At 63.7% G+C, this 8,234-nt stretch carries 6 protein-coding genes and 1 tRNA gene; 6 read left to right on the top strand and 1 reads right to left on the bottom strand.

Annotated elements, in window-relative coordinates; genetic code table 11:
* Window positions 1-211: 211 nt before the first annotated feature.
* Window positions 212-811, bottom strand: a complete 600-nt coding sequence (locus tag AB0N65_RS13415) for a TetR/AcrR family transcriptional regulator (RefSeq protein ID WP_364162173.1) — start codon at window positions 809-811, stop codon at window positions 212-214.
* A gap of 276 nt (window positions 812-1,087) precedes the next feature.
* On the opposite strand from AB0N65_RS13415, the gene AB0N65_RS13410 reads away from it, so the two are divergent.
* The 6 genes from AB0N65_RS13410 (at window position 1,088) to AB0N65_RS13385 (ending at window position 8,221) form a co-directional block, all read left to right on the top strand.
* Window positions 1,088-1,159 (top strand) — tRNA-Gln (locus AB0N65_RS13410).
* Between the two features lie 123 nt (window positions 1,160-1,282).
* The gene (gene glmU, locus AB0N65_RS13405; protein WP_364162156.1) at window positions 1,283-2,776 is read left to right on the top strand and encodes a bifunctional UDP-N-acetylglucosamine diphosphorylase/glucosamine-1-phosphate N-acetyltransferase GlmU; all 1,494 of its coding nucleotides are present in this window, start codon (window positions 1,283-1,285) and stop codon (window positions 2,774-2,776) included.
* Window positions 2,773-3,753: a ribose-phosphate diphosphokinase gene (locus AB0N65_RS13400; RefSeq protein ID WP_364162153.1), complete on the top strand. Its 981-nt coding sequence runs from the start codon at window positions 2,773-2,775 to the stop codon at window positions 3,751-3,753. Before glmU ends, AB0N65_RS13400 begins: the two co-directional genes overlap by 4 nt.
* A gap of 300 nt (window positions 3,754-4,053) precedes the next feature.
* A complete protein-coding gene (locus AB0N65_RS13395; protein ID WP_364162150.1) occupies window positions 4,054-4,653 on the top strand; it encodes a 50S ribosomal protein L25/general stress protein Ctc in 600 nt (199 codons plus the stop codon).
* A gap of 97 nt (window positions 4,654-4,750) precedes the next feature.
* On the top strand, window positions 4,751-5,335 hold the full coding sequence (pth, locus tag AB0N65_RS13390; protein ID WP_364162147.1) for an aminoacyl-tRNA hydrolase: 585 nt from the start codon (window positions 4,751-4,753) through the stop codon (window positions 5,333-5,335).
* Between the two features lie 141 nt (window positions 5,336-5,476).
* Window positions 5,477-8,221: a LuxR C-terminal-related transcriptional regulator gene (locus AB0N65_RS13385; protein WP_364162144.1), complete on the top strand. Its 2,745-nt coding sequence runs from the start codon at window positions 5,477-5,479 to the stop codon at window positions 8,219-8,221.
* The last annotated feature ends 13 nt before the right edge of the window (window positions 8,222-8,234 follow it).

Genomic DNA, 8,234 nt, shown 5'->3' with positions numbered 1-8,234 from the left:
GCTTCCTCACGAAACACGGCATCATATTTTCTTCTGGGCGTGGACATCTGAAACGAATCTCCCATCAAGCTGTCTCAGAAAACCATACGACCGCAGTGTTTGGTGAGAGAGGGTTGCCGGGGAGGGGGTGTTTGGTGAGAGAGGGTTGCCGGGGAGGGGGTGTTTGGTGAGAGAGGGTGCCGGGGAGGGGGGTGTTTGGTGAGAGAGGGTGCTAGCCTTCGGAGCGCAGCTCGGGCTCTTTCTGCAACCCCGTCAGCCCGTTCCACGCCAGGTTCACCAAGTGCGCGGCCACGGCACGTTTATCCGGCTCGCGTGTATCCAGCCACCATTGACCAGTCATGGCGACCATGCCCACGAGCATCTGGGCGTACATGGCTCCGTCGGCTGCACTGAAGCCGCGACGGGCGAATTCGTCGGAGAGCAGGTGTTCCACTCGGGCCGTGACGTGGGAGAGCAGAGTCGAGAAGGCGCCTTCGGGTTGTGAGGGCGGCGCGTCACGCATAAGAATCCGGAAACCGTCGGTGCGGTCTTCGATGTAGCCGAGCAAGGCCAGGGCTGCCCTTTCCACGAGGACGCGGGGCTTGGCCTCGGTACTCAGGGCCTCGGTGATGGAGTCCAGCAAAATCCGGAATTCGGCGTCGACGACCTGCCTGTACAGACCTTCCTTGGAACCGAAGTGCTCGTAGATCACCGGCTTGGACACGCCGGCCGTTGCCGCAATTTCCTCGATGGTGCTGCCATCCAGGCCCTTGGCCGCGAAGAGCGCCCGCCCGATGCCGATCAGCTGGGAGCGCCGCTGTTGTCCGGTCATCCTCGCCCGCACTGCCGGAACGTTCGGTCGGTGCTCCAGCGATCCGGAGGCACTTGCCTGCCGGGGGAGTTCAGTGCGCTTGCTCACGTGTCCATCATGCCCTAACAGCCGCTTCGGCCGGTCCGGGACAGGCCCGACCGGGCAATTGGCGACCGGCAAACAGCCCTCAAGTCGCGCAGCACGCAATGGTCATGGCAAACTAGTTTCTTGTGTGTGCATCCCGGTGACCCGGGAGCCCTCCAGGCCCTGCCGCCTGGCGGTCTGAAGCATGCACGGTCCGCTCTGGTGTAACGGCAGCACCCCGGCCTTTGGAGCCGTGGAGTATAGGTTCGAATCCTATGGGCGGAACGGTCGGAAAATGCGCTCCACCCTGTACCTGGAACGGCTTGAACGGTGCCCGGGTCCAACGTCGGGATGGCAGCTTTCCGAAACCGGGTTAACCGGGACAGAACGAGCAAGGAGAGCCAGTACGTGAGCCCCGAATCCACCGGTCCCGCAGCGGTCATCGTTCTGGCTGCAGGCGCCGGAACGCGCATGAAGTCGCGGACTCCCAAGATTCTCCACGAAATCGGCGGTCGCTCCATGGTGGGCCACGCTCTCCTCGCGGCACGCTCCATCAATCCGGAAAAGCTCGCACTCGTCGTTCGCCATGAGCGCGACCGCGTAGCGGAACACGTATCGGCTGCGGACCCCGAAGCACTCATTGTTGACCAGGACGAGATTCCCGGCACCGGTCGCGCGGTTGAGGTTGCCCTGAAGGCCCTTGACGCCGGTGCGGAGCTGGCGGGCACTGTTGTGGTCACCTACGGCGACGTGCCGCTGCTGACGGGCGAATTGCTCGCCGAACTGGTTTCCACGCACGAATCGGAGCGGAACGCCGTGACCGTGCTGACCGCAGTCCTAGACGATGCCACCGGTTACGGTCGCATCCTGCGCGCTGAGGACGGTACCGTGACGGGCATCCGTGAGCACAAGGATGCAACCGAGGAAGAGCGCAGCATCCGCGAGATCAACTCCGGCATTTACGCGTTCGACGCCGCAGTGCTCCGCAAGGCTTTGGAAAGCGTCACCACTGACAACGCCCAGGGCGAGATGTACCTCACGGACGTCCTCGGGTTGGCGCGCGACGCAGGCGGCCGGGTTGCCGCCGTCGTCACCGAAGACCGCTGGCAGGTTGAAGGCGCGAACGACCGCATCCAGCTTTCGGCGCTTGGCGCCGAACACAACCGCCGCATCATCGAATCCTGGATGCGCGCAGGGGTCACGGTGGTGGATCCGTCCACCACGTGGATCGACTCCACCGTGACGCTGGACGAAGACGTCCGCCTGCTGCCCAACACGCAACTCCACGGGACGACGACAGTGGCGAGGGACGCCGTCGTGGGCCCCGATACGACGCTGACCGACGTCAACGTCGGCGAGGGTGCCAAGGTGATCCGCACCCACGGCTCCGGCTCCACCATTGGCGCGAACGCAAGCGTTGGCCCCTTCACTTACCTCCGGCCAGGCACTGTGCTGGGGGAGACGGGCAAGATCGGCGCGTTCTACGAAACCAAAAATGTGACCATCGGCCGTGGCTCCAAGCTTTCCCACCTCGGCTACGCCGGCGATGCCGAGATCGGCGAGGATACCAACATCGGTTGCGGCAACATCACTGCCAACTACGACGGCGAGAAGAAGCACCGTACGGTCATTGGCTCGGGTGTCCGCACAGGTTCCAACACGGTTTTCGTGGCCCCCGTGACTGTGGGCGATGGTGCCTACAGCGGCGCAGGAGCCGTTATCCGCAAGGACGTTCCTCCGGGCGCCCTCGCCGTCAGCCTCGCCGCGCAGCGCAATGCGGAAGGCTGGGTGTTGGCAAACCGCCAGGGCACGGCCTCCGCGCTGCTGGCCCAGGCCGCGCTGACCCCCGCCTCCCCATCCTCACAATCTCCAGCAACCACAGAAGAGGGCAATCAGGCATGAGCGAAATTACCGCACACGGCGAGAAGAAACTGGTTCTCGCCGCCGGAAGGGCGCATCCGGAGCTGGCGCAGGAAATCGCTAAGGAACTGGAAACGGAACTTCTGCCTATCGATGCCTACGACTTCGCCAACGGTGAGATCTACGTCCGCTCTGCCGAGAGTGTCCGCGGCACCGACGCCTTCGTGATCCAGGCCCACCCGGCACCCCTGAACAACTGGCTCATGGAGCAGTTGATCATGATCGACTCCCTCAAGCGCGCCTCCGCCAAACGGATCACCGTGGTGTCGCCGTTCTACCCGTACTCCCGCCAGGACAAGAAGGGCCGTGGCCGCGAGCCCATCTCCGCCCGCCTGGTAGCGGACCTGTACCGGACTGCCGGTGCGGACCGCATTATGTCCGTTGACCTGCACACCTCGCAGATCCAGGGCTTCTTCGACGGCCCCGTGGACCACCTGATGGCGATCCCGCTGCTGGCAGACTACATCCGCACCAAGGTGGACTCCGAGAACATCACGGTTGTCTCGCCTGACACCGGCCGCGTCCGCGTGGCCGAGCAGTGGGCTGAGCGACTGGGCGGTGCGCCGCTGGCTTTCGTGCACAAGAGCCGCGACCTGACCGTTCCCAACCAGGCCGTTTCCAAGACGGTGGTGGGCCAGGTCGAGGGTCGCACGTGCGTGCTGATCGACGACATGATCGACACCGGTGGAACCATCTCGGGCGCTGTCCAGGTGTTGAAGAACGCCGGCGCCAAGGACGTCATTATCGCCTGCACCCATGCCGTGTTCTCGGACCCTGCAGCCCAGCGCCTTGCCGAGTCCGGCGCCCGCGAAGTGGTGGTCACCAACACGCTTCCGATCCCGGCCGAGAAGCGCTTCCCGCAGTTGACCGTGCTGTCCATCGCACCGCTGATTGCGCGCGCCATCCGTGAAGTGTTCGACGACGGTTCGGTCACCAGCCTCTTCGACGGCAAGGCCTGATCAGGGGTACTGATTCCGCGGGCCGCCCGCCGCCTTCGGGCGTGCGGGTGGCCCGTTTTCAGTTTGCGGGCGGTCCGCTGCTAAACTCTTGGGGATACCTTGGCGAGGGAGAGCACTTCCGGGTCGCAGATGCGAATCCGAGCGGGTCTCCGTTATCGACTGGGTCTGTAACCTCCTTCGACAAAGGCGGGCCGGCAGTTCAGCCGGACTCCCGCGGGCGTGGAAGGTCACTCCAGACCTCCGCCCTTGCTGATCACCCCGGCTGCCACGCGGCAGCGCACCAGTAATCAAGGAGTACACATGTCTGAGCAGAAGCTCGCAGCAGAACTGCGCACCGAATTCGGCAAGGGCTACGCCCGCCGTGCCCGCGTCGCAGGCCGCATCCCCGCCGTCATCTACGGCCACGGCGCAGAGCCCGTCCACGTAACCCTCCCGGGCCGCGAAACCACCCTGGCAGTCCGTGTTGCCAACGCCCTGCTTAACCTGGACATCAACGGTGAAGCACACCTCACCATCGTCAAGGACATCCAGCGCAACGCCATCAAGCAGACCATCGAGCACATGGACCTGCTGACCGTCCGCCAGGGCGAGAAGGTCACGGTTGACGTTCCCGTCCACGTCGTTGGCGAAGTTGCACCGGGTGCCGTTGCCAACCAGGAAGCCGTCACGATCTCCGTCGAGGCCGAGGCAACCCACCTGCCCACCGCCCTCGAGGTCAACATCGAAGGCCGTGAAGCCGGTGCCCACGTGCACGCTTCCGACGTCGTCCTCCCCAAGGGCGTCAGCCTCCTGACCGAAGCCGACACCCTTGTGGTCAACATCTCCGAGGTCGCCGCTGCCGGCGCCGGTGAAGAAGCCGAAGGCGAAGAAGCTCCTGCAGCAGAAGCAGCCGCCGAGTAGTCTGCGACTGCCTAAGGCTTGAGCCTTTGAGTGGCCGGGTCCCTGCGGGGTCCCGGCCACTTTCCTTTACCCCTGACGAATTTCCTAGGATGAATCCATGACAGACACTTGGCTGATCGTCGGCCTCGGCAACCCCGGCAGTGAGTACAGCAACAACCGGCACAATGTTGGCCAGATGGTGCTGGATGAACTCGCCTCGCGAATGGGTGGGAAGTTCAAGGCGCATAAAGCCCGGGCGCAGGTGGTGGAGGGGCGGCTGGGAATCGGCGGTCCCCGCGTCGTGCTGGCCAAACCCATGAGCTACATGAACGTTTCGGGTGGTCCTGTTGCCGCCCTCAGCAAGTTCTTCGACATCGCTCCGGACCACGTCATTGCCGTGCACGACGAGATCGACATTCCCTTCAACACCATCAAGCTCAAAATCGGCGGTGGGGAGGGCGGCCATAACGGACTGCGGGACATCTCGAAAGCGCTGGCAACCAAGGATTACTTGCGGGTCCGGGTGGGTGTGGGCCGCCCGCCGGGACGCATGGAAACAGCCGACTTCGTGCTCCGCGATTTTGCAACCGCCGAGAAGAAAGAGCTGCCTTTCCTGCTGGACGAGGCAGCCGACGCTGTTGAGCTGCTCATGAACGAGGGACTCCTGGCGGCGCAGCAGAAGCACCATGCCGCAAGAACTTGAGCAAATCTTGAGTAAAGCCTGATCAAAGCCTGACGGTCTTGGCGACCCTAAGACCTACACACTGCAGGCGGCCGGAGGTAGTGTGCATGGTACGCAGGAAAGCGGTGGGGGACTGTCGCGAATGTGTAGCTAAGGATGCGAATGTCGGCGGAGTTGCTAAACAGGAGCGGGGGAGGCGCAGCAAGGGCTGCGGCTCCTGACCTTATGGGCGGGACATCCGACAGGCAGACGTGGTCACTCCTGGCCCGAAGCCATGATTTGTCCCGCGCAACCAAGCACCTCGAATCCGTCGATTCCTATGGCGTGGTCCTCACAGGCGAGCGCGGGATCGGCAAATCCGGCCTTGCCCGCGCTGTTGTCTCCTCCTTGGGGCACAAGGTCCACAGCCTCCAATTGCGCACGACCGTTGCAAGCGGCCAAACGCCCTACGGCTGCCTGGGATTCCTGTTGGCCAGGCTGCCTTCCGAAGCGGTCAGCACACCCACTGGCATCCTGCACTCCGTCACGTCCCTGATCCGCAAGGAGGCCGGGGGACGCGAGACGGTGTTCATCGTGGACAACGCAGGGGGCATGGACCCCATGAGCACGGGCGTCCTGTTGAACCTCATGTCCACTGGCACGGCCAAGGTCATCGCCACTGCGCAGCGTGCCAGCGACCTGCCTGCTGACTTTCACCGGCTGGTCCTTGAGGGGCAGCTCGGCGAGGTCCACCTCAATACGCTGACCGAGGGGCAGACCAAGCAAGTCCTCGGATCGGTGCTTGGCCATTACGTCTCTTCAACCTTGGTGGGTTCGCTGCATTCGGCCGTGGGCGGCAATCCCATGCTCCTGCACGCCCTCTTGGATGAGCAGAGACATTCAGGCAATCTGGTCCTCAACGACTCCGTCTGGACGCTACGGGATCGGATCAAGCTTGAGGGCGCCACGGTAGTGGAGGACTTTGTCCGCTCCAGGCTGGCGCGCGAAGCGCAAGCCAACAGGACCGTCGTCGAGATTCTTGCTTGCGCCCAGCGCGCCACCCTCGTGGACCTTGCCGCCATCTTCGGCGCGGAGGTCCTTGTTGAGATGGAAGAGTCCGGACTGCTCACAGTCGACCGGTCCGGTGAACACTGGGTCTCCCTCCGCGATCCGTACGTGGGCGAGGTGGTACGCGGGTGGCTGAGCACCCGACGGCGGCGCGAGCTGCGCCTGATGCTTCTGGGTCCCAAGGAACCCGAGCTGAACGGACTGGCACCACGGGACCTGCTGAGTTACGCCGCCTGGATGCATGCCTGCGAGGACGAGCCGGCGCCGTCTCCTGCGCATGCCCTTGCAGCGGGACGCGCCGCGCTGGATGATTACGACCCCAACTTCGCCATCCAGTGCACGTTGTCGCTGGACCCCAAAGATCCGGAATGGGTTCCCGGGCAACGTTTGAAGGCTGCTGCCTATCTCATGCTGGACCTGCCGCTCCACGCCGCACAGGCGCTGGATGAAGTTTCGGACGAGCGCCTTGCGGCGACCGATCCCTTGGAGTTCGCCGAAATGACTGCGGCAAAGTGCCAGGCGATGACGTGGATTGACGGCCGCTCGGGCATGGTTCCAGGAGTCATTGCCGCCGGCCATGCTGCACTGGACGTGATGGCGTCGGACCCGGAGCGCATCCTGGACGACGCCGTGATGCTCCGGGCCCGGAACCGGCTGAACCTGTGCAGCTACGAGTACCAGACGTACATGGGCGAGTACACAGCCATGATTGACGCCCTGGAAGAGGAACTGGCCAAGGACCCCGACGAAGACCATGAGCACTGGCTCAAATCGTCCTTCTATCTCATCGAGGCCCGCTGCATCATGGGCCGGGAACTGGACGCGCAGCAACTGGCGCGCACTATCTCCCGGCAATTGGGGACGACGGACAGGCCCGCGCACCTGCAAGAGGCCTTTGCCCGGCACGCCTACCTGGTCCTCCTGCTGTCAGGGCAATGGCGCAAGTGCATCGAGCTCATGCGGCGCACACCGTCCACGCCGTCGCGGCTCCAGTACCGGGGTGCCATCACGGAGCTTGGTGTCGGCCTGGCTTACGCGTATGCGGGCAAGCCGTCCTGCGCGATCGAACCGCTGCGTTCGGCCGTCGCACAGCTTGAACTCCGCCCTGCCATGAACATGGCCAAGGTTGCCTACGCGGCGACGGCCTTTGCCTACGCCCAGCTGGGAAACTCGCTGGAAGCCGGACGGTATTTGGACCTGTACCGGACGTGCAGGGGGGTGGGAACGTTCTTCTCCGAGTCCGTTGCGGAGTTCTGTGCGGAAATGGCCGGGCGTTGGATGGGAGATCCGGACGTCAAGCAGCGCCTTTTGGTGCGGGTCCATCAGGATGTCGCCAATAAGCGGTTTACCACCGCCGGCATCTGCCTCTTCGGCGCCACGGTGGAGGGGACCGACGCCGAGTACCGCTTGCTGGAAGAAATTGCAGGAAACCGCCAGGGACCCTTGGCTCAGATTTCCGGTGACCTTGCACGTGGATCCCTGGCAAAGAGTTCACGCTCCCTCCTTGCCGCTGCCGATGCCGCTGCCGCCCTGGACCTGCTGGTGGTGGAAGCCCGGTGTGTTGCGATGGCTCTTGATTTTGCCCGGGACGCCGGTGAAACAACTGCAGCCAGGACAGCCCAGCTTAGACTCGAACGTCTGGAACAATCAGTGTCGGCACTGCCGATTCAACCACGCAGCGACGCGCCGGTCTTGACCGAGCGTGAACGGCAAATTGCCAAACTTGCCGGAAAGGGTGTCAGCAACCGTGAAATCGCAATGGATATTGGGGTGTCTGTGCGTACTGTGGAAGGCCACCTCTACCAGGTATTTACCAAGCTCGGTGTTTCGTCGCGAGGCGAACTCAATGGTCTCCTGTGAACCGGAAACCATA

The organism is Paenarthrobacter sp. NPDC089322, from assembly GCF_040684895.1.
Lineage (GTDB): Bacteria > Actinomycetota > Actinomycetes > Actinomycetales > Micrococcaceae > Arthrobacter.
The sequence above is the reverse complement of the archived record's forward strand: the minus strand, read 5'-3'. Positions and strand labels throughout refer to the sequence as shown.